This is a genomic window from Kitasatospora herbaricolor, from assembly GCF_030813695.1.
GTDB lineage: Bacteria > Actinomycetota > Actinomycetes > Streptomycetales > Streptomycetaceae > Kitasatospora > Kitasatospora herbaricolor.
This window is the reverse complement of sequence record NZ_JAUSVA010000002.1, coordinates 3,234,966-3,259,354: the sequence shown is the minus strand read 5'-3', so window position 1 is coordinate 3,259,354 and position 24,389 is coordinate 3,234,966. Positions and strand designations below refer to the sequence as shown.

The following is a 24,389-nucleotide window of genomic DNA, read 5'->3' as shown; positions in this document are numbered from 1 at the left end:
AAGATTAGGACGTGAATCGGCCCGCGCTGAAGGCGGTGCCTCATCTTGTCCGGGGAACGCCCTCCGCCGGGTGACTCCCGGGGCTCCGGCCCGCGCCGCCCTCCCCGCCCGGGTCAGTCCATCCGGCGCGGGGCGCCCAGCACCTGGGTCTCGGCCTGGCCGGCGACGGTCCGGACGTACTGGCGCCGCATCCGGGTCGCCCAGAGCGTGATGTCCTCGCCCAGGGTGGGAAGCGAGGCCACGTCCTGGTCGCCGAGCGAGAGCACCCGGCCGACCAGCTCGGCCTCCTGAGGGGAGATCCGCTGCAGTCCGACCAGGTCGGCGGCGTTCAGCACCCGCGCCGCGTTCGGCCCGAGGTACGGCAGCAGGGTCAGGGTGGTCTGCCAGGGGGCGGCCGAGAGCCGGCTGCGCGGCGGACGGGCACCGAGGTCCCGGACCACCAGCACCGGCGAGGCGACCGAGGCGCCCTGCGGCCCGAGCCGGCCCACCTGGTGGACGGTGACGCACGGCTGGCCGCCGCCGGCCGCCTGCGCCATCGGGGCCCACAGCTGCGGGCGGGCGGTCTCGACGGCGATCCGGGCACCGGTGGCGGCCGCCCGCAGCGCGATGATCTGGGCCGTCCAGACCCCGCCGACCAGCACCAGGTCGTACGAGGTGGGCCGGAACAGGCCCAGCACGGCGGGCTGCTGCTGCGGGTCGACGCCGATCACCACGCCGTCGTCACCGACCGGGAAGGCCATCGCGCCGAGGTCCTCGGGATTGAGGACGTGCTTCTCGCGCTTGGGCCCGCGCAGGCCGAAGCCGGGCAGGATCCGCGGCCGGGCACGGGTCTGCTCGGCGCCCGGGGCGGGGGCCGGAGCGGTGGGGTAGGTCTGGTACGCCATCAGGAAGTCCCTCCCAGGGGCAGCGTGGCGAGCAGGCCGGGGGCCTGCTCCAGGTCGAGCCGGCTCAGGCCGAGGCCGGCGCTCTGGGCCCGGGCCTCCACCAGCCGCCCGACCTGGGCGACCTCGCTCTCGCTGCGTCCGGTCACCCGGACGTGTCCGCTGATCGCCACCGAGCCGCCGGTGCCGCGGCCGGCCGTCAGACTGAAGGTGCTGGCCAGCGCCGGGGTGCCGGTGACCAGGTTGACCAGGTCGGGGGCCGCGATCCGGCCGGGCGCCCCGCCCGGGCGGCTGAGCTGCGGCCACTTCGAGATCCAGTAGGTGCTGTGCCAGCGGTCGTCGATCCGCCAGAACTTGGCGCTCTCCTGGGTGCGGCGGGCGTTCGCGCCGCCGCCGCCGGTGCCCTGACGGCCCGCCACGGCGATCGGGTTGGCGCAGGTGGAGATGGCCAGGGCGGCGATCAGCTCCCGCTCGTCCAGCGCGGTGGCGGTGAAGCCGGCGCCGTTGAGCCGCCCGGCCAGCTGGTCGGTGACGCGCTGCAGGGCCTTGCGGGCGCCCTCCTCGCCGCCGCCGCGGGCCAGCACGGCGGTGGCGGCCTGCTCCGGGTCGAGCTTGAGGGCGACCCAGGTGAGCCGCAGGCCGGGGGTGGCGATGCCGTCGGGCAGCTGCTGGTAGGCGCGGGCGGCGAGCGACTGGTCCGGCAGGTGCGGGGCTGGCGCGGGCTGGGTGTGCTGGACCAGCTGCACCGACTCCAGGGCGATGTCGTCCACCTGGAGGGCCGAGCAGATGACGTCCAGCGGCAGCGGCAGCGCGGTGCGCACCGGGCGCAGCGGCTGGTCCTTCGCCTGGACGAGCAGGACCGAGCTGAGGAAGGTGCCGTCGCCGACCATGCCGGTCTCCCGGCGAACCGGCCGGCCGCCGAAGTCGGCCTCGGTGGCGTGGGTGCAGGTGCGCAGCGCCGGTTCGAGCTCCAGCGCGGGCGCCAGGGCCGGGTCGGTGCCGGCCGGCGGGATGTTCTCCGCGGCCTTCCTCCGACGGGCCTTCAGCGCGGAACGGACCCGCAGCGCCTCGGGGATGGTGCGTCCGCGCAGCGGGATCAGGGCCACCACCACGAGCGCGGCGGCGACCACCGCGAAGGCGCCGGCGGCGGCCTTGCCGATCGTCCAGCCGACGGCGACCAGCGCCACCGCCACCTCGATCAGGACGAGTTGCTGCAGCCTCAGCCGGCTGCCGAGCAGCCCTGGCCGCGGGTGGACCCGGACCGGGACCGCCGAGGCCGGGGTGCCCGGCGCGGCCTCGGCGGGGCGGCCCCGCCGGCTCGCGCGGCTCCCGTCCCGGCTCTGCGATGTACTGCTTCGCCCTGGAGCGGTCTGGCTTGGCATCCCCCGGATGACCCTCTCTGATCAGATATCGCGGCCCGGTTGGCTGGTTCGCGAACCGTACCCGTACCGTACTCACCGTCTGCTGCCGCATCGTAGAGGGTTTGCTGTGGCCCTCGCCCGGCGGGTGGCAGACTCGCGGACGGTCCGGCCGACGGACGCCGCGCCATGACTGCAGGTCACACAGCAGATGTCGGTCATACAGGGGAGACGACGAGCAATGGCATCACGCCGGGACGAGCTGAACGCCTACACCTTCGCCCGCAAGCGCACGGTCGGGGCCTTCCTGCTGCCGGGCGGCGGCGGCAACGACGAGGACGCCCCGCGGCCGGTCAAGGCGGTACTGCCCAGCGTCATCGTCGGGACGCTGATCGTGGGCGGTTTCGGCCTCTGGGGGGCGTTCAAGCCCAGTGCGCCACTGAACTGGGACAGCACCAAGAACATCATCCAGGGGAAGACGTCGTACACCCGGTACGTGGTGCTGCTCGACGACGACAAGAAGACCAAGCGGCTGCACCAGGTGCTGAACATGTCCTCGGCCCGGCTGGTGGTGCCGGCGGACGCCAAGGTGGTGGTGGTCGCGGACAAGGTGCTCGACGCCTACCCCAACCACGGTGCGACCATCGGCATCCCGTACGCGCCGGACAAGCTGCCGACCAAGGCGGTGGCCGGCCAGCCGATGAAGTGGTCGGTGTGCGACAAGCCCGGCCCCGACGACAAGCGCGAGACGGTCAACCAGGCGGTGTTCGTCGCGGGCGGCGCGGACGCCAAGGACCTGGCGGCCAAGAACAAGGTCCTGGACACCGACCAGTCGCTGCTCGTCCAGGAGGTGGACGAGGCGCAGGTCAACGGCCAGCAGGGCGCCCCGACCACCCAGAGCGGGCTGGAGCTCTACCTGGTCGACTCGCAGGGTCGCAAGCACGCGATCGGCGGCACCCAGACCTCCGACCAGGAGAAGAAGGCGCTGGTCACCGCGATCTTCGGGGAGAGCGCCGTCCCGCAGCGGGTGAAGAAGGAGTGGCTGGCCACGCTGCAGCGCGGGGTGGCGATCAGCTTCCCGCAGGTGCCCGGGATGAACCCGGCGGTGAAGACGGCCAATTCCAAGGTCGCGCTGCACACCGTCGAGGACCGGAAGATCGGCCGGCTGGTCAAGTACGGCGAGAAGTACTACGTCGTCGGCGAGAACGAGCTGTTCCCGATCACGCAGTTCCAGAGCATGCTGCTGCTGCGCAACCCGGCCCTGCAGGGCCTGTACAACCAGGACAAGGACACCCACCCGAGGATCGACGAGCTGACCCCGGAGGAGCAGTCGAACTTCGGCCAGGGCCTGTTGACGGACAACAAGCTGAAGCTGCCCGACGACTGGCCGGCCAAGGCGGGCGAGCCGGTGAACAACTGGACCGCCGCCAAGGACCGCAAGGAGGTCGTCTGCAGCACCTTCGAGGGTGTCGCGGAGGACGGCAAGACGCCCAGGCGCAGCGTCTGGGTCGGCACGGAGTACCCCGGGAAGTACACCGGCATCACCGCCTCGGCCCGGGTGACGGCCGGGTTCGGCCTGTTCTACCGGGCGCTGGACAACGAGGCGGGCGGCTCCGGAAGCAGCTACCTGATCACCGAGACCGGGCTGCGCTACGCGGTGCAGGCCAACGGTGACGGCGGCCGCAAGAAGGCGGCCACCCCGCAGCCGGGGCAGTCGTCCCCGCCGGCGGCCGCCGACCAGCAGCCCGCGCAGCAGGGCCAGCCGGAGGCCGGCAATGCGCAGGCCAGGCTGGGCTACAACGAGCTCCAGCCCGCGCTGGTGCCGCGGGAGTGGTCCGACCTGGTGCCCAACGGCCCCACGCTCAGCGAGGAGGCGGCGTCCCAGGAGCAGGATTCCTGACAATCGCTCAGGTAACAGACCTGGCACCACTGTCATGGTCTGGTAACTTCCGGGATCCCGGTGTTGGGAGTCGCGCTGACGCCTACTAAAGTGCTGGGAGGCGCCGCACGGGTGGTGCCGACGGGTGGGCCTTGCAAGGACATCCGGACATCAATGTCTGTCTCATGGGGGACGGTAGATCATGGCTGGTCAGTTCAGGACGACCGCTGAAGAGATGGATGCTTTCGCCAAGCACATGGGCGAGGTCAGCGACCAGGTGCAGGGCGAGCTGAAGAAGCTCGACGGCGTCGTGTCGCAGATCGCCTCGGGCTGGCAGGGCCAGGCCGCGACGGCCTACCAGAACCTTCAGAACCGCTTCAACGAGGACGCGAAGGGGCTGAACGAGGCGCTGCGCGCGATCCAGAACGCGATCGAGCTCACCACCAAGGCCTACGCCGCCACCGAGGCCGCGCAGCAGTCCGCGCTCGGCCAGGTCGCCGGCCAGATCTGATCCGGTCGCCGCGAGGCAACCGCGTCACTCGTTCCTCGGTCCTCACGGGGACCGAAACCGATCTCGACAGGGAGACAGCATGTCCGGGCAGATTCTCGTCAATTTCGCCACCATCTCGGGCGCCGGCGCCGAGGTCCGGGCCACCGCGGCCCGTATCCAGTCCCAGCTCGACGAGCTGAAGGCCGGCGTCACCAAGATCGCCGCCTCCTGGGAGGGCGCCGCCCAGCAGGGCTACCAGGCCCACCAGAAGAAGTGGGACGACAAGGCCGCCGACCTGCAGCAGGTCCTCAGCCAGATCGGTTCCTCGCTCGACCAGGCGGCGTCCAGCTACCAGGAGACCGAGAACAAGAACAAGAACATCTGGGCCTGACGGCTCGTCACCTCGGCCGAGGTGAGATCGTTTCCGCGGTACGGGGCGGGCGTCCGAGAGGGCGCCCGCCCCTCGCGCGCACGGGAGCCGCGCCGTCCGGCCGGGCCGGAACGCTCCCGATCACGACCACGGGTGGACATATGAGGGGTGGCACGGTGTCGGTGGGTACGTACCGGAAGGCAGCCGCGTTGGCGGCTTCGCTCGTGGTGGCCGGCAGCATCGCCGCGACCCCCGCGTACGCCGCGCCCGGCGATCCGGGCACCGTCTGGTCACCGATCGGCATCGCCGCGGCCGGGGACTGCCCGAGCCCCGCCAAGGACGTCCCGGTCACCCCGTGGTCCCTGCAGCGGGTGCTGCTCGACCAGCTCTGGCAGGACGACAAGGTGACCGGCGCCGGGGTGACCGTCGCCGTGATCGACACCGGGGTGGACGACGCCAACCCGCAGCTGGCGGGCAAGGTCTTGGACGGCACCTCGCTGCTCAAGGACAAGGACAAGAACGTCGTCCCCGGCGGCGGCAAGGACGACCTGGTCGGCCACGGGACGAAGGTGGCCGGCATCATCGCCGCCTCGAAGCGGGACACCACCGGATTCGTCGGGCTCGCCAAGGGCGCCAACATCCTGGCCATCCGGCAGAACGACAACGAGGGCAACGGCGACGTCGGCACCCTGGTCACGGCGATCCGGTTGGCGGTCGACAGGGGTGCCCGGGTGATCAACATCTCCCAGGACGTCCGCAGCAGCGACGACAGCGGCCGGTTCCCGGGCTACGACGCGCTCAAGGACGCCGTGGACTACGCCGAGTCCAAGAGGGTCGTGGTGGTGGCCTCCTCCGGCAACGACGGCCGCGAGGGCCCGACGTACCCGGCGGCCTACCCGACCGTGCTGGCGGTCGGCGCCTCCGACCGCAACAACGAGCGCGCGTCCTTCTCCCAGTACGGGGATTTCGTGGACGTGGCGGCCCCCGGCGTCGACATGCTCTCCACCGTCCCCAAGCAGGGCCAGTGCGTGGACAACGGCACCAGCTTCGCCGCCCCCTACGTGGCGGGCGTGGCGGCCCTGCTGGTGGGCGCGCACCCGGACTGGACGCCGGCGCAGGTCCGGGCCCGGATCGAGCAGACCGCCCAGCGCACCGAGCACGCGCAGAACCGGTTCATCGGCTGGGGCGTGGTCGACCCGGTCAAGGCGGTCACGAGCACCGCGCCGGCCGCCGACGCGGCTGTGCCCGACAAGCCCCGAGCGCTGTCGGCCGGGGGAGTCGTCCCGATGCCGGTCGGCCTCGCCGAGACCCAGGCGGACCGCGACGCCCGCACCGCCACCTACGTCATCGGCATCGGCGCCCTGCTGGTGGCCCTGCTGGGCGGCGGCGCCGTCGTGGTCCGCGACCACCGCAGGCGCGTGCGGGCCTGATCCGCCGGGCTTTCCGGGCCTGCCGGGCCGGGCCGGTGTAACGTCCCGGCCCGCCCACCGCATCTATCCAGTAGTCAGGGAGAACGAGCGGGCGGCAACGGGGGTTGGCGGATGGGCCGGGCCAGTACAGCGAGGGACGCCAGGGACGGGGAGTTCCTGGAACTCGTCTCCGGCCGAGCGGGCCACCTCTACCGATCCGCCTCTCTGCTCACCAGCGGCGACACCCATCTCGCCGAGGATCTCGTCCAGGAGACCCTCGGCCGGATGTACGTCCTCTGGCGCCGGTCCGCCTGGCGCTCCGGCCGGTCCGCCGGGATCGACAACCCGGGGGCCTACGCGCACACGGTGATGGTGCGCACCTTCCTCGCCCAGCAGCGCCGCCGCTCCAGCACCGAGCGTCCCACCGGGGACGTGCCCGAACCCGCCGGCCACGAGTCCGACAGCACGCTGCGCCTGACCCTGCTTGACGCACTGGGCAGGATGCCGGCCCGTGACCGGGCGGTGCTGGTGCTGCGCTACTGGGAGGACCGCAGCGTCGAGGAGACGGCCGAGGTGATGCGGTCCAGCGCCGGGGCGGTCCGCACCCGCAGCAGCCGGGCGCTGGCCCGGCTGCGGACGCTGCTCGGCGATTCGCTCGCGGAGCTGGCCGCCCGCTGACCCGGCCGTCCGCCGGCCCCGCCACGGCGGGGCGCCGCGCTCGTCGTACCCCTGCACCTTCTGCGACCACGGAAACGGTGATCACGCATGTCCACGGACGAAAAGTTCGAAGACGATCTCATCTTTGCCATCTCCCGCACGGGCGACGCCTTCCAGGCCGAGGGGACGGCCCTGCTCTCCGGCGGCCTGCGCCGCGGGCGCCGTCGCTGGCGCCGCGGCTCGGCGGCCGCGATCGCGGGGAGCGTCACGACGCTGGCGCTGGTCGCCACCGGCGGGGTGTACCTGGCCGGGGCCGACGGGCCGCGCGGCGACGGCGGGCGGGCGGTGACCGTCGCGGCGGCGGACGCCTCCGGGGCGGCGTCCTCCGGTAGCGGTTCGCCGGACCCGGCCGCCTCCGCGCCGGTCTCCGCGGCCGCCGCCGGAGCGGCCGCGGTGACCGGCGAGCAGATGGTCGGCCTGCTGAAGGCACTGCTGCCGCCGGGCACGGTGACGGTGGCCGGCAGCCGGGGCAGCGCGGGCACCGGGAACCAGCCGCCCGGCGCGCCCTACGCGAGTCTGGTCCTCGACGACGGCCACGGAGCGGCCGCGGTCGAGATCGGGATCCAGCGGCAGGCCCCGGGTGACGAGTCGCTCCTGGAGCAGGTGAAGTGCCCGGACCTGAAGTTCCAGCCGCCCGGGGTCGTCTGCACCAGCGCGCCGCTCGCGGACGGCTCCACGCTGATGGTGCTGCAGGGGTACGAGTACCCGGACCGCCGGGTCGACACCTTGGCCTGGTCCGCCACGCTGGCCGGCAAGGACGGCCGGCTGATCCAGCTGCAGGAGTGGAACGCGGCGAAGGAGAAGGACGCGCCGGTCACCCGCCCGACCCCGCCGCTGACCCCCGCACAGCTCGGCGTCCTGGTCACGGACAAGTCCTGGGACACGGTGGTGGAGGCCCTGCCGACGCCCGCGCCGCAGCAGCGGAGTACCGGCAAGGAGTACTCCGCCGAGGAGATCCTGGCGATCACCGCGAAGCTGCTGCCGGCCGGGCTCACCGAGTCCGAGACGGGTGGGCAGCCCGGCTACGCCGACTTCGTGCTGAACGACGGCAAGGGCAAGAGCATGGTGGAGCTCAACGTCCAGGACTGGAGCCGGGAGCTCAAGGACCACCAGCAGGGTTCGGCGAAGAGCGGCGATGTGATCGAGCAGCTCTTCGCCAAGGCGAGGACGCTGCCGGACGGCACCAAGGTGGTCTTCGAGAAGGGCGGCGACAAGGCCGCGGTGTGGACGGTCGACAGCCTGCGTCCGGACGGCATGCGGGTGGTGGTCGGCGCGTACACCAGCGGTGGCCCCCACCAGCCCTCGGTGCGCAGCGCGCCGGTGCTGACCGAGGCCCAGCTGGAGGCGATCGCCACCAGCCCGCTCTGGGTGCTCAAGAAGTAGCCGCCCGCCGCCCGCGTCGTGCCCGGTCGGCGGGCCGGGTGACGGCCGTCCGCCCCCGGTGCGCCGCGCACCGGGGGCGGACGTGTCGGTGCCCCGGACTCGGCGGAAGTCCGGGGCACCGACGGATCGCGGCCGCGAGGGTCAGACCTGCTCGTCCTCGGGCAGGGTGATCACCCAGCGGGTGTCCTGGCGGGGGCGCAGGTAGAACAGCCAGTAGAGGGTGGCCGCCGCGGTGATGCCGCCGGTCCAGAGCAGCGGCTGGGCGCCGAGCTGGGTCATGATGCCGAGCAGCACCAGGATCAGCAGGACGGGCGCGGCCGGCCAGAGCGGCATCCGCCAGGCGGCGGCGTGCTTGTGGGCGCCGCGGCGGGAGAACAGCGTGGCGACGGCGACCAGCAAGTACATCCCGGTGACGGCGACGCCGGTGATCTCGGTCAGCATCTCCGCCTTGACGAAGCACAGGGCCGCGCCGGGCAGGCCGACCGCCAGGGTGGCGACCCAGGGGGAGCCGAACCGGCCCAGGGTGGAGAAGGCCTTGTTGACCGGCTCGGGCCAGGCCTTGTCGCGGGCCGAGGCGAACAGCACCCGGGAGTTCTGGATGACCATCACGATGCCGGCGTTGATGATGGCGAGCGCCACGCAGAGGCTGATGAAGGTGCCGACCGCGGAGTTGCTCCAGGCGGTGACCAGGCCGGAGATGTCGCCCTCGGTGAGGGTCTGCAGGTCGGGGGCGCCCACGGTGATGGCGGCGACCGGGACCAGGATGACGGCGGTCGAGATGGCGAGCGTCCACAGCACGGTGCGCGAGACGTTGCGGCGCGGGTTCTCCAGCTCCTCGGAGAGGTACACGGCGGTGCTGAAGCCCTGGGTGATGAAGAGCGCGATGCCGATGGCGCCGACGACGGCGCCCATGCTGACGGTGGTGGCGACGCCGCCGTCCCCGGCGACCACGCCGTGGATCAGGCTGGGGGCGCCGGCGTTGGCGTGGCTGAAGCCGAGCACCGAGACCACACCGGCCGCGATGACCTCCAGGACGAGGAAGATGCCGGTGATCCAGGCGTTGGCGCGCAGGTCCAGCAGGCCGGCCAGGGTGGCGGCGAGCATCACGGCGGCGCCGGCGACGGGCGCGCCGACGTGGACGATGGGCGCCAGGTAGTCGGCGGTGCCGAGGGCGATGACCGAGGGGACGATCATCACCACGATCAGCGACAGGACGAAGACCAGCCAGCCGGCCAGCCGCCCGGCGAGGGTGCCGACCATCGCGTACTCGCCGCCGGCGCTGGGGATCAGCGTGCCGAGTTCGGAGTAGCAGAACGCCACGGCGATGCAGAGGATCGAGCCGATGGCGATGGCGAGGGCGGTCGCGCTGCCGATGCTGGAGAAGAGGTCCGGGACGATGACGAAGAGCGTCGAGGCCGGGGTCACACAGGACAGCGTGAGCAGGGTGCCACCCACCACGCCGATCGAGCGCTTGAGCTTCTGGGGGTGGGTGCCGGCGCCGTCGAGCGCCGGGTCGGCGGCTACGGCGAGTGGCGGGCGAAGCGTGTCGGTCATGGGGCTTCCGATCGGCTCTGTGCGGTCCTGGGGAGGGGAGCGGTATCGCCTCCGCTGACTGGGTCTCGTGGGTGTTGGTCCTGTCGCTCCCGAGGCGCAATGGAACCTTGTGCGTATTGATTGCGTCAACGGCCGATCAGCTTCGGAATCCGTCGCCGAAGGCCGCTCAAACACTCGATCTCATGATCACTCTTCGTAATTGTCAACTATGTCCGACTTGTTAGTTCCCTTGATTCCGAGATGAATCCAAGGTGAACGGCGTATTGATCGGACGATTCAAAGGCCGATGGGCCTGATGGGGGTCGGTCGCCCAGGCGGGCTCCGGAGGCCCCCGCCGCCCAGGGCGGAGTGCGGGAACCGCAGCCCGCGCCCGGAAGAAACTCCATAACGTTTCGGCCCGTGGACACCGAAGGGCCGGACTCCCGAAGGAGTCCGGCCCTGGTGGTCACTACGGGTCACCGAACGGCGGGCCCGTGCCCCTGCGTCACGCCGACGGCAGCCAGCCCGTCTGGACCATCTGCCCGCTGGCGATCCGGCGCGAGACGAACATGCCGCGGCCCGGCGGCAGCTGCTGCGGCTTGACGGTGCCGAGCAGCGCGCCCTCGTCCTTGTTGCCGGACAGGATGATGCCCTGGCCGCCCAGCTCCTTCATCCGCTGCATGACCGGCTCGTACATCGAGCGGCTGGCGCCACCCGCGCTGCGGGCGATGATCACGCGCAGGCCGATGTCCCGGGCGAACGGCAGGAACTCGGCGAGCGGCGCCATCGGGTTGCCCGACTGGGTCGCCACCAGTTCGTAGTCGTCCACGATCACGAACATGTCCTTGCCGCTGTACCAGCTGCGGTTGCGCAGCTGCTCCGCGGTCACGTCCGGGCCGGGCAGACGGCGCGAGCAGGCGCCGCGCAGCATCTCCACGATGCTGGTCATCGCGGGGGCCGCCGCCGCGTACTCCACCAGGTACTCCGGCGGGACGGTGCCCAGCAGCGCGCGGCGGAAGTCGCCGACCACGATGCCGGCCTGGTCCGGGGTGTACCGCTCGGTGATCTGCTTGATCAGCATGCGCAGCAGCGCGGACTTGCCCGACTCGGTGTCGCCGAACACCATGAACAGCGGGTCGGTCTCGAAGTTGACGAAGGCCGGAGCCAGCTCCAGCTCGTCGACGCCGAAGGCCACGCCGCGCTCCGGGTGCTCGAAGCCCTTGGGCAGCGCGTTCCCGTCCAGCACCGTCGGCAGCATCCTGACCTGCGGCGCGCGCGGGCCGGTCCAGGCGGCGCCGACGGCCTGCACCAGGCCGGCCACGCCGTCCAGCAGGTCCGCCGCCGAGGACGAACCGTCCAGCCGCGGCAGGCCGGCCAGGAAGTGCAGCTTGCCCGCGGTGATGCCGCGGCCGGGCTGCCCGGCGGGCACGTTCTGGGCGACCTTGCGGTCCACCTCGGACTCCATCGCGTCGCCGAGGCGGAGCTCGGTGCGGTTCTGCAGCAGGTCCTTCAGCGCCGGGCGGACCTCGGCGTAGCGGGCGGCGGTGACCACCAGGTGGACGCCGTAGCCGAGACCGCGCTGGGCGATGTCGCCGATGATCGGCTCCAGCAGCTCGAACTCCTGCTTGAAGGTGAGCCAGCCGTCGATGACCAGGAAGACGTCGCCGAACTGCTCGTCGGGCAGCTGGCCGGCCGCCCGCCGGGTCCGGTAGGTGCCGATCGAGTCGATGCCGGTCGCGCGGAACAGCTCCTCGCGCCGGTTCAGGACCCCGTGCACCTCGCTGACCATGCGCCGGACCTTCTCGGCGTCCAGCCGGCCGGCCACCCCGCCGACGTGCGGCAGGTCCTGCAGGCCCTGGAAGCCGCCACCGCCGAAGTCCAGCAGGTAGAACTGCGTCTCCACCGGGGTGTGGGTGACGGCGAAGCCGGCCACCATGGTGCGCACCAGGGTGGACTTGCCGGACAGCGGGCCACCGACGATCAGACCGTGGCCGGCCGCGCCGGAGTAGTCCTGGTAGAGCACGTCACGGCGCTGGTCGCGCGGCTTGTCGACGATGCCGACCGGCACCACCAGGCGGCCCAGAGCGCCGAACTCGGGAGAGGTCAGGCCGCGTTCCGGCGTGGCCTGGAGCGGCGGGACGAGCTGGTCCACGCTGGGGGACTCGTCCAGCGGCGGCAGCCACACCTGGTGCGCGGCCGGGCCCTGGCCCTGCATCCGCTGCACGAACACGTCCAGCACGGTGTCGACCAGAGCGTCGTCGATCTCCTCGACCTCCGGCTCGATCTCCTGCACGACCGGCTCGACCACCGGCACCTCGGCGGCGGTGAACAGCACCGGCCGCGCGGTGACCACCCGGCCGCTGACCCGCTGCTGCCCGGGGGCGCGGTACGGGCCGGAGACGTACGCGGCCTTGAACCGGTCCATCACGTCGGTGCCGAACTTCAGGTAGCCGACACCGGGCACCGGCGGCAGGTGGTAGGCGTCCGGGACGCCGATCGCGGCGCGCGACTCGGCGGCCGAGAAGGTCCGCAGGCCGATCCGGTACGAGAGGTAGGTGTCCAGACCGCGGAGCTTGCCCTCCTCCAGACGCTGCGAGGCCAGCAGCAGGTGCACACCCAGGGATCGGCCGATTCGGCCGATCTGGATGAACATCTCGATGAAGTCCGGCTTGGCGGTGAGGAGTTCGGAGAACTCGTCGATGATCAGGACGAGCGAGGGCAGCGGGTCGAGCGCGGCGCCGGCCGCCCGGGCCCGCTCGTACTCGTTGAGGTTGGCGTAGTTGCCGGCCGACCGCAGCAGCTCCTGGCGGCGGTTCATCTCGCCCTCGATCGCGTCACGCATGCGGTCGACGAGGGTGAGCTCGCCCTCCAGGTTGGTGATCACGGCCGAGGTGTGCGGCATGTCCGCCATGCCGGCGAAGGTCGCACCGCCCTTGAAGTCGGCGAGGACGAAGTTGAGGATCTCCGAGGAGTGCGTCATCGCCAGCGCCAGCACCAGGGTGCGCAGCAGTTCGGACTTGCCGGAGCCGGTCGCGCCGACGCACAGGCCGTGCGGGCCCATGCCCTCCAGCGCGGCCTCCTTGATGTCCAGGTGGACCAGCTCGCCGTTGGCGCCGACGCCGATCGGCACCCGCAGCCGCTCGTGGCTGGGGCGCGGACGCCAGGTGCGGGAGACGTCGAAGGAGCCCGGGTCGCCGGAGCCCATCAGGTCGGTGAAGTCCAGGTTGGACAGCAGCGGTTCGTCGTCGCCGCCGGCCGAGATCCGGTACGGCGCCAGCTGGCGGGCCAGTGCCTCGGACTGCCAGGAGGAGAGCACGTCCGGCTGGCCGGTGTACGAGGCGCCGGAGGCGGACTGCAGCAGCAGTTCGTCCGGCGTGACGGTGACGACCAGGTGGCCGGTGGGCTCGTCCAGGTCACCGGGGACGACCTCGATGATGGTGACGCCGTGCACGCCCTCGGCGCTGGCCAGCAGCGAGTCGTGCGGCACGGCCGCACCGTCCATGATCACGATGATGTGCGGCTGGTCCGGGCTCGGCGTGGCGTCCCGGGTGAACCGCTGGCGGCCCGACAGCTCGTTGTCCAGCAGCAGCTCCAGCTCGCCCAGGCCGCCGGCGATCAGGCGGCGCGAGCCGGCCCCGTCGTTCTCCTTGCGGTGCTGGGTGTGCGGCAGCCACTTGGTCCACTCCCACTCGTCCACCGCGCCCGGGGCGGCGGCGACCGCCACCATCAGGTCCTCGGGCGAGTGCAGCGTGGTCAGCTGGGCGATCATCGCCCGGACGTTGCCGTACACGGTGTCCGGGTCGCCGCACACGGTGATGTGGTAGAACGCCCGCAGCGAGACGGCCAACGGCAGGTCCTGCAGCGTCCCGTGGGACTTCAGGAAGGTGTGCATCGCCGCCGCCGCCAGCGGCTCCAGCTCCTCCATCGGAGCGGTCTGCGGCGCGACCAGCGGCGTCGACAGCTGCTGGGGCCCGCGGCCCAGCCGGATCTGCGCGAAGTCGGGATCGCTCGGCCTGCGCTCCCACAGCCGCCGGCCCTCGGCCACGATCGACCACAGCTGGTCGGGCTCCGGGTGCAGGAACAACTGCGCACCGCGCTGGCGGTCGGCCGTGCGGCGGACCTGACGGCGCATCTGCTGCAGGTACTTCAGGTAGTCCCGGCGCTCGTCGGCGGTGCCGGAGTTGCCGCCCTTGCGGGAGCGGATGATCTGCGCGACCGCCATACCGACGGTCGAGGCGATCATCAGCCCGCCCATGATCTTCATCGGGCCCTGTGCGCCGGGCGAGAAGAAGAACGCCGCCGAACCGCCCATGCCGAGCAGCGGCAGCATGTTCATCATCCAGTCCTCGCCGCCCATCCTGGGCAGCTCGGGCGGAGTAACCAGCTCCACCGGCGCGTCCGGCACCGCGGGCGGATACGCCCTCGCCGGACGCTTGACGGTCACAACGCTCACAACAGCATCAGCCCTCACGCAACTGGATACGTACGGGTGAGGACGCCCCGTGTGATGACGCCGCCCCCGCTCCGCCGACCGCAGGCAGCACGGAGGGGCGCTTCCCACCCCCGTCGCCTTGCGCAGGGGCCGATCCTACTGGTCGCCCACGGACACCCCGCCGCCGGGCGGGCCCCGGGCCCCGGGGCGGCCGGGCCGTGCGCGCGAACCGCGAAGGATTCGTGTGCCCCGGCGGGACGACCCGCGCGGGTTCGGCGTGAACACCCGTCCCCCGCAACGGCGGCGGCCCGCCCCGCCCGTCCGGCGCCCGGGGAGCGCCGGGGCGGCCCGTCCGGAGCGGGCAGGGCCCCCGGACGACGGGGGCGGGGCGGGCGGTAGGGTAACGCCGCGCCAACTCTCGGCCGGATCGTGTCAGTTCCGCCGGTCCGGGGACCGGCGCGACACGGGAAGCTGACCGAAGCCCGCAGGGGCCTCAGTCAACGAGGCACAGTCAACGAGGGGGAGCGCTGGTGAGCGCCAACGCAACGACCGGGTTCTGCCGGGTCACCGTTGTGGCACCGGACAGCCGGATCGACGTCGCACTGCCGGAGGACGTCCCGCTCGCGGACGTCTATCCCGAGGTGCTGAGGCTGTCCGGGCAGACCCAGCCGGACGGCGCCCCGACCGGGTTCCACCTGGTGCGCCGCGACGGCACCGTGCTCGACAGCGGCCTGCCGCTGGCCGCCCAGCAGGTCCGCGACGGGGACCTGCTGAGCCTGCGTCCGTTCGCCGAGTCCCTGCCGCCGGCCGTCTACGACGACGTGGCCGACGCGATCGCCACCGCCGTGGAGGCCGACCGCCGGTTCTGGAGCCCCGAGCTGATGCGGGCCTTCGGCCTGATCGGCGCCGGCGTGCTGCTCGCACTGCTCGGCTTCGCGCTCTGGTTCTCCGACCTGCGGCACGACATGCACGGCCTGGCCGGGATCCTCTCCGGCGTGACCGCGGTGGTGCTCACCTCCTTCGCCGCCGTCCGGGCCCGGGTCTACCAGGACCACGACGCGGCGCTGGCGCTCGGCCTCGGCGCCCTGCCGCACGCCCTGATCGGCGGCAGCGGCATCATCGCCGTCGCCACCCTGGGCGACGGGCCGGGCCGGCTGCAGTTCCTGACCGGCTGCGTCGCCGTCCTGGTGGTGTCCGTCCTGCTGGTGGGCCTGCTGCCGGAGAAGGACTCCATCTTCGTCGCCTCCGCCTTCCTGGCGGCCGCCGGCACCCTCGCCACCTTCGCCGCCGTGCTGCTCCCGGGTACCGCGGCCAGCCACATCGCGGCCGTCACCGGCGTCGCCGCCGTCGCGGTGATCGGCTTCCTGCCGGGCCTGTCCGCCCGCTTCGCCCGGCTGCCCGTCGGCTTCAGCGCCCCGGGCCAGGCCCGGACCCGCAGCCGCGACTACGACGAGGAGAGCTCCCGCGCCGAGAGCGTCCAGTACGAGCGGATCGCGCAGCAGGCCCGCCGCGGCCACGAGGTGCTGGTCGGCCTGGTCGGCGGCTGCGCCGCGGTGATCGTCGGCGCCTGCACCGTGCTGGGCTTCACCGACGCGCTCTTCCCGCAGCTGCTCGCCCTGACCATCGGCATCTCGACCATGCTGCGGGCCCGGTTGTTCCGCTACACCGCGCAGGTCTTCAGCCTCACCATCGCCGGCCTGCTGGGTCTGTCGCTGCTGATCCTGGGCCTGTCGCTGCACACCCCGCTGTTCCTGCTGAAGGTCCACCCCGGCAGCACCTCGGCGGACCTGCGGACCATCTGGCTGGGTGCCTCGATCGCGTTCGGCGCGGCCGTGCTGACCGCGATCGCGCTGGTCGTCCCGCGGCTGGGCGTCTCGCCGTTCTGGGGCCGCATCCTCGACCTGGTCGACAGCCTCACCCTGATGGCGCTCGTCCCGTTGACACTGGCCGTGCTCGACATCTACAACCTGGTGCGCGGCGCCACCGGCTGACCGCCGCCGCCCGCAGGCCCGTCCGGTGCCCGCCGCCGACCCCGTCCGGGGACCGGTGGCGGGCACTGGTACGCTTGGCCATTGAGCGCAGCCGTGCGCCCTGGCCCGAGGCCGGGCGGTCGCGGCGGCGCCCGAAGTACGACACCGAGTCCTCTCAAGATCCTGTGCCGTAGACCAGGATCGCTCGGATCACCTTGAAGGAGTTGCTGTGGCTCTCGACGCCGCTGTCAAGAAGCAGATCTTCGCCGAGTTCGGCCAGAAGGAGGGCGACACCGGCTCCCCCGAGGTCCAGGTCGCCATGCTCTCGCGCCGTATCTCGGACCTGACCGAGCACCTCAAGCTGCACAAGCACGACCACCACTCGCGTCGTGGCCTGCTGATCCTCGTCGGTCAGCGTCGTCGCCTGCTGCAGTACCTGGCCAAGAAGGACATCGAGCGTTTCCGTACGCTCGTCGACCGTCTGGGCATCCGTCGCGGTGCCGCCGGCGGCGCCCGCTAAGACCGCCGCTCGGGGCGGCTCCCCACACCGGGGAGCCGCCCCTCGCGCGTATGCCGCCCGCGGTGGGCGGCACATAACAACTCGCGTCCACCTCCCCGGGTGGCCGAGGATTGCACCGTAGGGTTATGGGCATGCCGGGTGATGGCGCGAACGGAGCGCCGCCCGGGCACCAGCCCGAACCCCACGCGGGACGAAGGCTTCAAACGGAAGCCGCCCGCATCCAGGAGAGCGTCCAGCCGCGACCGCCGACCAAGGCCTGGCAGCCGAGAGTCGCCGGTCCTCGGTAGTGGCCGCCGGAAGCCCCGCAGATCGAGCGGGGCGCCCCGGAGGCTTCGATCGAAGACCGGCCCGACCGCCAGCCCTTGCAGAAGGGCCCAGGGCCACCGGCAGGCAAGCGCAGGGACGCTCTCCGGGAGACGTACGAAAGAGGAGATCTTCCAGGTGGAAGAGAACGTGTTCTACGCCGAGGCCGTCATCGACAACGGTTCCTTCGGCACCCGTACCATCCGCTTCGAGACCGGCCGTCTGGCCCGTCAGGCCGCCGGCTCCGCCGTGGCCTACCTCGACGACGACACCATGGTGCTGTCGGCCACCAGCGCGTCCAAGCAGCCGAAGGAGCACTTCGACTTCTTCCCGCTGACGGTGGACGTCGAGGAGCGGATGTACGCCGCGGGCCGGATCCCCGGTTCGTTCTTCCGTCGTGAGGGCCGGCCGTCCGAGGACGCCATCCTCACCTGCCGTCTGATCGACCGCCCGCTGCGCCCGTCCTTCGTCAAGGGCCTGCGCAACGAGATCCAGGTCGTCGTCACCGTGATGGCGCTCAACCCGGACCACCTGTACGACGTGGTGGCCATCAACGCCGCCTCAGCGTCCACCCAGCTGGCGGGCCTGCCGTTCTCCGGCCCGATCGGTGGCGTCCGCGTCGCGCTGATCAAGGGCCAGTGGGTGGCCTTCCCGACCCACAGCGAGCTCGAGGACGCCGTCTTCGACATGGTCGTGGCCGGCCGCACGCTGCCGGACGGCGACGTCGCGATCATGATGGTCGAGGCCGAGGCCACCGACAAGACGATCAAGCTCGTCGAGGGCGGCGCCGACGCGCCGACCGAGGACGTGGTCGCCGCCGGTCTGGACGCCGCGAAGCCGTTCATCAAGGTCCTGTGCGCCGCGCAGTCCCAGCTGGCCGCCCAGGCCGCCAAGCCCACCGGCGAGTTCCCGGTCTTCCTGGACTACCAGGACGACGTGTTCGCCGCCCTGACCAACGCGGTCAAGGACGAGCTGGCCCAGGCGCTGACCATCGCCGGCAAGCAGGAGCGCAACAACGAGCTGGACCGCGTCAAGGCGATCGCCGCCGAGAAGCTCCTGCCGGAGTTCGAGGGTCGCGAGAAGGAGATCAGCGCCGCGTACAACGCGCTGACCAAGAAGGTCGTGCGCGAGCGCGTCATCAAGGACAAGGTCCGCATCGACGGCCGCGGCGTGACGGACATCCGTACGCTGGCCGCCGAGGTCGAGGCCATCCCGCGCGTGCACGGCTCGGCCCTGTTCGAGCGTGGCGAGACCCAGATCCTGGGCGTCACCACCCTCAACATGCTCCGCATGGAGCAGCAGCTCGACACGCTCTCCCCGGAGACGCGTCGCCGCTACATGCACAACTACAACTTCCCGCCGTACTCGGTCGGCGAGACCGGCCGCGTGGGCTCGCCCAAGCGCCGCGAGATCGGCCACGGCGCGCTGGCGGAGCGGGCGATCATCCCCGTGCTGCCGACCCGCGAGGAGTTCCCCTACGCGATCCGCCAGGTCTCCGAGGCGCTGAGCTCCAACGGCTCCACCTCGATGGGCTCGGTCTGCGCCTCCACCATGTCGCTGCTGAACGCCGGTGTGCCGCTGAAGGCCGCCGTCGCCGGCATCGCCATGGGCCTCATCTCGCAGGAGATCGACGGTGAGACGCACTACGTCGCGCTGACCGACATCCTGGGCGCCGAGGACGCGTACGGCGACATGGACTTCAAGGTCGCCGGTACCCGCAACTTCATCACCGCCCTCCAGCTGGACACCAAGCTGAACGGCATCCCGGCCTCCGTCCTGGCCGCCGCGCTCAAGCAGGCCAAGGACGCCCGTCTGCACATCCTCGATGTGATGAACGAGGCCATCGACGCGCCCGACGAGATGTCGCCGAACGCGCCGCGCATCATCACCATCAAGATCCCGGTGGACAAGATCGGTGAGGTCATCGGCCCGAAGGGCAAGATGATCAACCAGATCCAGGAGGACACCGGCGCGGACATCACCATCGAGGACGACGGCACCATCTACATCGGTGCGGTCGACGGTCCCTCGGCGGAGGCTGCCCGTACGACGATCAACCAGATCGCCAACCCGACCATGCCGGAGGTCGGCGAGCGCTACCTGGGCACCGTGGTGAAGACCACGACGTTCGGCGCGTTCGTGTCGCTCATGCCGGGCAAGGACGGCCTGCTGCACATCTCGCAGATCCGCAAGCTCGCCGGTGGCAAGCGCGTGGAGAACGTCGAGGACGTGCTGGCCGTCGGCGCCAAGGTCCAGGTCGAGATCGCCGAGATCGACCCGCGCGGCAAGCTCTCGCTGATCCCGGTCGTCGAGGGCGAAGAGGGCGGCGAGGCCGCGTCCTCGGCGGCCGAGTGACGGTCCGCCCCTAGCTCACCGCGGCCCGCACACTCCGACTCGGAGCGTGCGGGCCGCACCCTGTTGTCATTGCATTGCTTGAGAGGAACACTCGTGGCCCAGGCCTCGGCTGCGAAGCAGCGCCCCGGCACCACCCGCACCCTGCTGAAGGGCACCGACGGAGCCGGCACCGTCCGCCGCACCGTCCTCCCCGGCGGCCTGCGGGTCGTCACCGAGACCCTGCCGACGGTGCGCTCCGCGACCTTCGGCATCTGGGTCGGCGTCGGTTCCCGGGACGAGACCCCGGTGCTGAACGGCGCCACCCACTACCTGGAGCACCTGCTCTTCAAGGGCACCGAGCGGCGCAACGCCCTGGACATCTCGGCCGCCCTGGACGCGGTCGGCGGCGAGATGAACGCCTTCACCGCCAAGGAGAACACCTGCTACTACGCGCGGGTGCTCGACACCGACCTGCCGCTGGCCATAGACGTGGTCTGCGACATGCTCACCGGCTCGCTGATCCGCCCCGAGGACGTGGAGGCCGAGCGCGGCGTCATCCTGGAGGAGATGGCGATGGCCGAGGACGACCCGGGCGACGTGGTGCACGACCTCTTCGCCAAGGTGATCTACGGCACCGGCCCGCTCGGCCGCCCGATCCTCGGCACCCAGGAGACGGTGAAGAACCTCTCCCGCGACCAGATCGCCGGCTTCTTCCAGCGCCGCTACCGGCCCGAGAACCTGGTCGTCGCGGCGGCGGGCAACCTGGACCACCGCAAGGTCGTCAAGCAGGTCGAGCAGGCCTTCGCGGCCGTCCTGGCCAAGTCCGACGCCGCCCCCACCGAGGCCCGCCGCGGGGTCAAGGCCCTGCGCACGGCCGGCCGGGTGGAGACCCTGAACCGCCCGACCGAGCAGGCCCACCTGGTGCTCGGCGTGCCCGGTGTGCCGCGCCACGACGAGCGCCGCTGGGCCCTGGGCGTGCTGAACGCCGTCCTCGGCGGCGGGATGAGCTCGCGGCTCTTCCAGGAGGTCCGGGAGAAGCGCGGCCTGGCCTACTCGGTGTACTCCTACTCCTCCTCGTACTCCGACAGCGGCCTGTTCGGCATCTACGCGGGCTGCCAGCCCAAGCGGGTGGAGCAGGTGCTGGAGATCTGCCGCGCCGAGCTCGCCAAGGTGATCGAGGAGGGCATCACCGAGGAGGAGCTGCGCCGCGCGATCGGCCAGATCTCCGGCTCCACCGTGCTCGGCATGGAGGACACCGGCTCGCTGATGAACCGGATCGGCAAGGCCGAGCTCAGCTACGGCCATCACCTGTCGGTCGACGACATGCTGGCGAAGATCGCCGCGGTCACCCTGGACGACGTCCAGGCGGTCGCGCGTGACGTGCTGGGCGCCCACCGGCCCTCGCTCGCGCTGATCGGCCCGATCACCGCCAAGCGGGCCGACAAGCTCGCCGACCTGCTCGCCTGAACCCGTCCGCTCGTACCGGGCGCCAAGCCCGGCTCGCTCGTTGCTCGTCGGAAAGGACGAACTCATGACGCTGCGCGTCGCCGTCATCGGTGCCAAGGGCCGGATCGGCTCGGAGGCGGTCAGGGCCGTCGAGGCGGCCCCCGACCTCGAACTGGTCGCCGCCCTCGGCCGGGACTCCGAGCTGGGCGAGCTGACCGACGCGGGGGCCGAGGTCGCCGTCGAACTGACCCACCCCGACTCGGTGATGCGCAACCTGGAGTTCTGCACCGCCAACGGCATCCACACCGTGGTCGGCACCACCGGCTGGACCCCGGAGCGGATCGAGCTGCTGGAGGGCTGGCTGGCCGCCGCCCCGGGCACCGGCACGCTGATCGCGCCCAACTTCTCCATCGGCGCCGTCCTCACCATGCAGTTCGCCCAGCAGGCGGCCAAGTACTTCGAGTCCGTCGAGGTCGTCGAGCTGCACCACAACCGGAAGGCCGACGCGCCCTCCGGCACCGCCACCCGGACCGCCCAGCTGATCGCCGCCGCCCGCGACGCCGCCGGCCTGCCCCGCCAGTCGGACCCGACCACGCACGGCCTGCCCGGCGCGCGCGGCGCCGATGTGGACGGGGTGCCGGTGCACGCCGTCCGGCTGCGCGGCCTGCTGGCGCACCAGGAGGTGCTGTTCGGCGACACCGGCGAGAGCCTGACGATCCGTCACGACTCCCTGCACCACAGCTGCTTCATGCCGGGCATCCTGCTCGGCGTGCGCCGGGTGGGGCAGACCCCGGGGCTGACCTTCGGCCTTGAGAACTTCCTGGACCTGTGAGCGCCGCATGACCTCCCGCACCGGATTCTTCGTCCTGTCCGCCGTCCTGCTGCTGGTCGCGGTGATCTGCGTCGGCGAGGGCGTCCAGCTGATCGCCACCGGCAAGCCGCTGGGGATCGGCCTGGGCGTCTGCGCCTTCGTCATCCCCGGAATCGGCGTGTGGTTCCTGCGCCAGACCGTCCGCTTCGGCCGGGCCAGCGAGCGGATGGCCCGCGAGCTGGAGGCCGAGGGCGGCCTGCCGGTGGACGAGCTGCGGCGCACCCCGGGCGGCCGGATCGACCGCGACTCGGCCGACGAGGTGTTCGCCCGCCGCCAGGAGGAGGCCGAGAGCGCCCCGGGGGACTGGCGGGTGTGGTTCCGCCTCGCCGTGGCGTACGCGGACGCGGGGGACACCCCCAGGGCCCGCAGGACCATGCAGCACGCCATCCGCCTGCATGCCGCGTCCGGCCCCGCGCCGGTCGCGGGCTAGGCTGTCGGCCGTCACGAAGCCTTACCTCTGGAGGAGATCCTCGCGTGAGCGACGAAGTGGGTACCGACCCGCAGTTCCGCAGCGACGTCACGGTGGAGCTGGTCCGCAGCGCCGCCGCCGACTCGGACGTCATCTGGGCGGCCCGGGTCTCGACCGCGGGCGAGCAGTCCCTGGAGGAGGTCCGCAAGGACCCGGAGAAGTCCAAGGGTCTGATCAACTTCCTGATGCGGGACCGGCACGGCACGCCCTTCGAGCACAACTCGATGACCTTCTTCATCAGCGCGCCGATCTTCGTGTTCCGCGAGTTCCACCGGCACCGCAGCGGGTGGTCGTACAACGAGGAGTCGGGCCGCTACCGCGAGCTGCAGCCGGTCTTCTACGTGCCGGGCGAGGAGCGCAAGCTCGTCCAGCAGGGCCGCCCCGGCAAGTACGAGTTCGTCGAGGGCACCGAGAAGCAGCACGCCGTCGTGGTCGAGCAGATGGCCGCCTCCTACCAGGCCTCCTACCGGGCCTACCAGGAGATGCTGCAGGCCGGCGTCGCCCGCGAGGTGGCCCGGGCCGTCCTGCCGGTCGGCCTGTTCTCCTCGATGTACGCGACCTGCAACGCGCGCTCGCTGATGCACTTCCTGTCGCTGCGGACCAAGGACGACCGGGCCACCGTGCCGTCCTTCCCGCAGCGCGAGATCGAGATGGTCGCGGAGCAGATGGAGGCGCAGTGGGCCGAGCTCATGCCGCTCACCCATGCGGCCTTCAACGCCCACGGCCGGGTCGCCCCCTGACCTGGGGCGATAGGCATATGGACGGTTTGCGGCCGATGTCTGGATTGCGGCTTTTCCAGCCGCTCCCTAGGCTCGAGCCACGGATTCCGGTGCTGCTTGAACCCCCGAGCATGCAGCACCGGAATCCCATGTCCGCCGGGTCCAGAGTCCCGCCGGCGACCGTCGTACCGGCTTCTCACCTGTCCGAACCCTGGACCGGCATGGGTACCCCCCCGCCGCCTACGAGTAGTTTTGGACGCATGGCTCCGACCTCCACCCCCCAGACACCCTTCGGCCGGGTCCTGACCGCGATGGTGACCCCGTTCACCGCCGACGGCGGTCTCGACCTCGACGGCGCGCAGCGCCTCGCCGCGCACCTCGTCGACTCCGGCAACGACGGCCTCGTCGTCAACGGCACCACCGGCGAATCGCCGACGACCAGTGACTCCGACAAGGCCCAGCTGGTCCGCGCCGTGGTGGAGGCGGTAGGGGACCGGGCCCACGTGGTCGCCGGCGTCGGCACCAACGACACCCGCCACAGCGCCGAGCTGGCCCGCCAGGCCGAGGCCGCCGGCGCGCACGGCCTGCTGGTGGTCACGCCGTACTACAGCAAGCCCCCGCAGGAGGGGCTCTACCGGCACACCGTGCACATCGCGGACTCCACCGGGCTGCCCGTGATGCTGTACGACATCCCCGGTCGCAGTGGCGTCCCGTTCAGCCACGAGACGCTGGTCCGGCTCGGCGAGCACCCGCGGATCGTCGCCAACAAGGACGCCAAGGGCGACCTGGGCGCCGCCGCCTGGGCGATCGCGCGTTCCGGCCTGGCCTGGTACTCGGGTGACGACATCCTGACCCTGCCGCTGCTCTCGGTCGGCGCGGTCGGCGTCGTCAGCGTGGTCGGTCACCTGGTCGCCCCCGAACTGCGGACCATGATCGACGCCTTCGCGGCGGGCGACACCGCCAAGGCGGTCGCCGTCCACCAGAGCCTGCTGCCGGTCTTCAGCGGTATGTTCCGCACCCAGGGAGTCATCCTCACCAAGGCCGCGCTGGAGCTCCAGCAGCTGCCCGGCGGCCCGCTGCGGCTTCCGCTGGTCGGGGCGACTCCCGAGGAGATTGCGCAATTGAAGGAGGATCTCGCCGCCGGCGGGGTACACCTGTAAGCAGACGTAGACGTGCGCGCCCCGGCTCGCCGGGTCCCCGTGGACCCGCCGCTGAACCGGACGACGGCGCGAGAGCACCAAGGCCTAGTAGGAAACCGACACTGAGTACGCACGCCATATGTCTCCAGGGGGAGGACCCCGGGCA

Annotated in this window: 18 protein-coding genes; 14 read left to right on the top strand and 4 right to left on the bottom strand. The window is 71.8% G+C overall.

Annotated features, from left to right (window positions below):
• Window positions 1-113: 113 nt before the first annotated feature.
• Together J2S46_RS14625 and eccE are read right to left on the bottom strand one after the other, a co-directional pair.
• Window positions 114-884, bottom strand: coding sequence for a hypothetical protein (locus tag J2S46_RS14625; protein WP_191293165.1), 771 nt, complete (start codon window positions 882-884; stop codon window positions 114-116).
• Window positions 884-2,263 (bottom strand): type VII secretion protein EccE, encoded by a 1,380-nt coding sequence (eccE, locus tag J2S46_RS14620; RefSeq protein ID WP_191293164.1) that lies wholly within the window; start codon window positions 2,261-2,263, stop codon window positions 884-886. Before eccE ends, J2S46_RS14625 begins: the two co-directional genes overlap by 1 nt.
• Before the next feature lie 217 nt (window positions 2,264-2,480).
• Between eccE and J2S46_RS14615 the strand changes: the two genes are divergently transcribed.
• The 6 genes from J2S46_RS14615 to J2S46_RS14590 all read left to right on the top strand — a co-directional run bounded on the left by J2S46_RS14615 (window position 2,481) and on the right by J2S46_RS14590 (window position 8,487).
• Window positions 2,481-4,139 (top strand): type VII secretion protein EccB, encoded by a 1,659-nt coding sequence (locus J2S46_RS14615; RefSeq protein ID WP_191293163.1) that lies wholly within the window; start codon window positions 2,481-2,483, stop codon window positions 4,137-4,139.
• A gap of 181 nt (window positions 4,140-4,320) precedes the next feature.
• The gene (locus J2S46_RS14610) at window positions 4,321-4,629 is read left to right on the top strand and encodes a WXG100 family type VII secretion target (protein ID WP_073926548.1); all 309 of its coding nucleotides are present in this window, start codon (window positions 4,321-4,323) and stop codon (window positions 4,627-4,629) included.
• Between the two features lie 79 nt (window positions 4,630-4,708).
• Window positions 4,709-4,999, top strand: coding sequence for a WXG100 family type VII secretion target (locus tag J2S46_RS14605; protein ID WP_073926547.1), 291 nt, complete (start codon window positions 4,709-4,711; stop codon window positions 4,997-4,999).
• A 140-nt stretch (window positions 5,000-5,139) separates the two neighbouring features.
• The gene (mycP, locus tag J2S46_RS14600) at window positions 5,140-6,408 is read left to right on the top strand and encodes a type VII secretion-associated serine protease mycosin (RefSeq protein WP_191293162.1); all 1,269 of its coding nucleotides are present in this window, start codon (window positions 5,140-5,142) and stop codon (window positions 6,406-6,408) included.
• A 111-nt stretch (window positions 6,409-6,519) separates the two neighbouring features.
• Window positions 6,520-7,065 carry a SigE family RNA polymerase sigma factor gene (locus J2S46_RS14595; protein ID WP_191293161.1) on the top strand — a complete coding sequence of 182 codons (546 nt, stop codon included), beginning with the start codon at window positions 6,520-6,522 and terminating at the stop codon, window positions 7,063-7,065.
• 87 nt (window positions 7,066-7,152) lie between these two features.
• Complete coding sequence (locus J2S46_RS14590) at window positions 7,153-8,487, top strand: hypothetical protein (RefSeq protein ID WP_191293160.1); 1,335 nt, start codon at window positions 7,153-7,155, stop codon at window positions 8,485-8,487.
• A 141-nt stretch (window positions 8,488-8,628) separates the two neighbouring features.
• Here J2S46_RS14590 and J2S46_RS14585 read toward each other — a convergent pair whose 3' ends face one another.
• Both J2S46_RS14585 and eccCa read right to left on the bottom strand, forming a co-directional pair.
• Window positions 8,629-10,041 (bottom strand): APC family permease, encoded by a 1,413-nt coding sequence (locus J2S46_RS14585; RefSeq protein WP_191293159.1) that lies wholly within the window; start codon window positions 10,039-10,041, stop codon window positions 8,629-8,631.
• A 484-nt stretch (window positions 10,042-10,525) separates the two neighbouring features.
• The gene (gene eccCa / locus J2S46_RS14580) at window positions 10,526-14,473 is read right to left on the bottom strand and encodes a type VII secretion protein EccCa (RefSeq protein WP_191293158.1); all 3,948 of its coding nucleotides are present in this window, start codon (window positions 14,471-14,473) and stop codon (window positions 10,526-10,528) included.
• 509 nt (window positions 14,474-14,982) lie between these two features.
• On the opposite strand from eccCa, the gene eccD reads away from it, so the two are divergent.
• From eccD to dapA, 8 genes are all read left to right on the top strand, one after another.
• The gene (eccD, locus tag J2S46_RS14575) at window positions 14,983-16,443 is read left to right on the top strand and encodes a type VII secretion integral membrane protein EccD (RefSeq protein WP_073926541.1); all 1,461 of its coding nucleotides are present in this window, start codon (window positions 14,983-14,985) and stop codon (window positions 16,441-16,443) included.
• 208 nt (window positions 16,444-16,651) lie between these two features.
• A complete protein-coding gene (gene rpsO / locus J2S46_RS14570) occupies window positions 16,652-16,942 on the top strand; it encodes a 30S ribosomal protein S15 (protein ID WP_073926540.1) in 291 nt (96 codons plus the stop codon).
• A gap of 441 nt (window positions 16,943-17,383) precedes the next feature.
• Window positions 17,384-19,600, top strand: coding sequence for a polyribonucleotide nucleotidyltransferase (locus tag J2S46_RS14565; RefSeq protein WP_073926539.1), 2,217 nt, complete (start codon window positions 17,384-17,386; stop codon window positions 19,598-19,600).
• Window positions 19,601-19,693: 93 nt separating this feature from the next.
• The gene (locus J2S46_RS14560) at window positions 19,694-21,046 is read left to right on the top strand and encodes a M16 family metallopeptidase (protein WP_229913207.1); all 1,353 of its coding nucleotides are present in this window, start codon (window positions 19,694-19,696) and stop codon (window positions 21,044-21,046) included.
• A 64-nt stretch (window positions 21,047-21,110) separates the two neighbouring features.
• A complete protein-coding gene (gene dapB, locus J2S46_RS14555; protein ID WP_191293156.1) occupies window positions 21,111-21,857 on the top strand; it encodes a 4-hydroxy-tetrahydrodipicolinate reductase in 747 nt (248 codons plus the stop codon).
• Window positions 21,858-21,864: 7 nt separating this feature from the next.
• Window positions 21,865-22,326, top strand: a complete 462-nt coding sequence (locus J2S46_RS14550; RefSeq protein WP_191293155.1) for a tetratricopeptide repeat protein — start codon at window positions 21,865-21,867, stop codon at window positions 22,324-22,326.
• A 44-nt stretch (window positions 22,327-22,370) separates the two neighbouring features.
• Window positions 22,371-23,105 carry an FAD-dependent thymidylate synthase gene (gene thyX, locus J2S46_RS14545; protein WP_191293154.1) on the top strand — a complete coding sequence of 245 codons (735 nt, stop codon included), beginning with the start codon at window positions 22,371-22,373 and terminating at the stop codon, window positions 23,103-23,105.
• A gap of 239 nt (window positions 23,106-23,344) precedes the next feature.
• Window positions 23,345-24,244, top strand: a complete 900-nt coding sequence (gene dapA / locus J2S46_RS14540; RefSeq protein ID WP_191293153.1) for a 4-hydroxy-tetrahydrodipicolinate synthase — start codon at window positions 23,345-23,347, stop codon at window positions 24,242-24,244.
• Window positions 24,245-24,389 lie beyond the last annotated feature (145 nt).

What these genes read in the sequence shown, in the direction of transcription:
- dapA (WP_191293153.1), top strand. Translation starts at nt 23,345, where the DNA reads ATGGCTCCGACCTCCACCCCCCAGACACCCTTCGGCCGGGTCCTGACC.
- J2S46_RS14610 (WP_073926548.1), top strand. Translation starts at nt 4,321, where the DNA reads ATGGCTGGTCAGTTCAGGACGACCGCTGAAGAGATGGATGCTTTCGCC.
- J2S46_RS14590 (WP_191293160.1), top strand. Translation starts at nt 7,153, where the DNA reads ATGTCCACGGACGAAAAGTTCGAAGACGATCTCATCTTTGCCATCTCC.
- mycP (WP_191293162.1), top strand. Translation starts at nt 5,140, where the DNA reads ATGAGGGGTGGCACGGTGTCGGTGGGTACGTACCGGAAGGCAGCCGCG.
- J2S46_RS14585 (WP_191293159.1), bottom strand. Translation starts at nt 10,041, where the DNA reads ATGACCGACACGCTTCGCCCGCCACTCGCCGTAGCCGCCGACCCGGCG.
- J2S46_RS14605 (WP_073926547.1), top strand. Translation starts at nt 4,709, where the DNA reads ATGTCCGGGCAGATTCTCGTCAATTTCGCCACCATCTCGGGCGCCGGC.
- J2S46_RS14595 (WP_191293161.1), top strand. Translation starts at nt 6,520, where the DNA reads ATGGGCCGGGCCAGTACAGCGAGGGACGCCAGGGACGGGGAGTTCCTG.
- J2S46_RS14550 (WP_191293155.1), top strand. Translation starts at nt 21,865, where the DNA reads ATGACCTCCCGCACCGGATTCTTCGTCCTGTCCGCCGTCCTGCTGCTG.
- J2S46_RS14615 (WP_191293163.1), top strand. Translation starts at nt 2,481, where the DNA reads ATGGCATCACGCCGGGACGAGCTGAACGCCTACACCTTCGCCCGCAAG.
- eccE (WP_191293164.1), bottom strand. Translation starts at nt 2,263, where the DNA reads ATGCCAAGCCAGACCGCTCCAGGGCGAAGCAGTACATCGCAGAGCCGG.
- dapB (WP_191293156.1), top strand. Translation starts at nt 21,111, where the DNA reads ATGACGCTGCGCGTCGCCGTCATCGGTGCCAAGGGCCGGATCGGCTCG.
- J2S46_RS14625 (WP_191293165.1), bottom strand. Translation starts at nt 884, where the DNA reads ATGGCGTACCAGACCTACCCCACCGCTCCGGCCCCCGCCCCGGGCGCC.